Genomic DNA, 1,360 nt, shown 5'->3' on the forward strand with positions numbered 1-1,360 from the left:
GATAGACACTCCTATATTTATCAGCTCGACGCCCGCGGGCGCAGCCTCCCCCGTTGTGACCCCCCGCCCGGCGGCGGGGACCCCCCGCCCCCCCCCCGCCTGCGCGGAATCGCACAGGAAACGGAACGGATCACGGCGGCGGGCACATACCGCGCGCCCGGCGGACACGAGGTGTCCATCGCGGCGGCCGTCGAGGCCGCGCGGGCCGGCACACGGATGTACGGCCCCGACCCGATTCAGGTCTCCCCGGCCCCTGCGGTCGGCACGGTCTTCGAGGTCACCGGCGAGAGCAGCCTGGAGGCCGCCCGCCGCCTCCAGGGACCGGCCGCCGTCCTGAACTTCGCTTCCGCCCGTAACCCCGGCGGCGGCTACCTGAACGGTGCCCAGGCCCAGGAGGAGGCCCTGTGCCGGGCCTCCGCGCTGTACACCTGCCTGCTGCGGGCCCGGGAGTTCTACGACCACCACCGCGCCCACCGCGACCCGTTCTACACGCACCGTGTCATCCACTCACCCGCCGTGCCCGTGTTCCGCGACGACCGCGGCCGGCTGCTCGACGAGCCGTACACGGCCGCGTTCCTCACCGCCGCGGCCCCGAACGCCGGAGTCGTCCTGCGCACCGCGCCGGAGCGGGCGGCCGACCTGCCGCAGGCTCTGTCGGCGCGGGCCGAGCGGGTACTGGAGACCGCCGCGGCGCACGGATACCGGCGGCTGGTGCTGGGCGCCTGGGGCTGCGGGGTGTTCCAGAACGACCCCGCGCAGGTCGCCGGCGCCTTCCGCGGGCTGCTCGGCCCCGGCGGGCGGTTCGCGGGGACCTTCGAACACATCGTGTTCGGGATCCTGGACCGCACACCGGGAGCCGTGGTGCGAGCGGCCTTCCAAGGGGCCTTCCCGGAGCGTCAGTTCCAGCCGTAGCGCTCGTGGAGCCGGTTCCGGACCAGGTTGAACCGTCCGCGGTCCAGCGCGCACGCCTCCCGGCGCATGCCCTCCTCGTGCAGTCGCAGCACCCGGTCGACGTCCACCCACGAGTCGCGCCCCGACCGGTCCCATGGCCCGCTGCCGATCGCCACCCACTCCCGGTCGCCGTCGTGCCGCTTGCTGGAGAGCTGAACGGCGAGGAACGTGCCCGCCGCCTCCCGGGCCACGACCAGGACCGGCCGGTCCTTGCCCCGCCCGTCGTTCTCCTCGAAGGGCACCCAGGTCCACACGATCTCACCGGGGTCCGGGTCGCCGTCGTGCGCGGGCGAGTATTCGGTGCGCACCCGGCCGACCTCACGCGGGTCGGCCTCGGTGGTGGCGGTGGGGCCGTGGCGGCCCGGGACGTTCTCTTCGGTAAACGCAGTCACGGGGGCACCTTAGAGGC

Annotated in this window: 2 protein-coding genes; one reads left to right on the forward strand and one right to left on the reverse strand. The window is 74.2% G+C overall.

The features are described 5' to 3' along the window. Positions 1-99: 99 nt before the first annotated feature. Positions 100-912 carry a TIGR02452 family protein gene (locus tag ACFW2E_RS46950; RefSeq protein WP_384478314.1) on the forward strand — a complete coding sequence of 271 codons (813 nt, stop codon included), beginning with the start codon at positions 100-102 and terminating at the stop codon, positions 910-912. Here the strand turns inward: ACFW2E_RS46950 and ACFW2E_RS46955 are convergent. Beyond that, entirely contained in the window at positions 897-1,343 is a 447-nt protein-coding gene (locus ACFW2E_RS46955; protein WP_384478311.1) for a type II toxin-antitoxin system PemK/MazF family toxin, read from the reverse strand. The two genes, ACFW2E_RS46950 and ACFW2E_RS46955, sit on opposite strands and share 16 nt — an antisense overlap. Positions 1,344-1,360 lie beyond the last annotated feature (17 nt).

The sequence above is a fragment of the Streptomyces sp. NPDC058964 genome, from assembly GCF_042741275.1.
Lineage (GTDB): Bacteria > Actinomycetota > Actinomycetes > Streptomycetales > Streptomycetaceae > Streptomyces.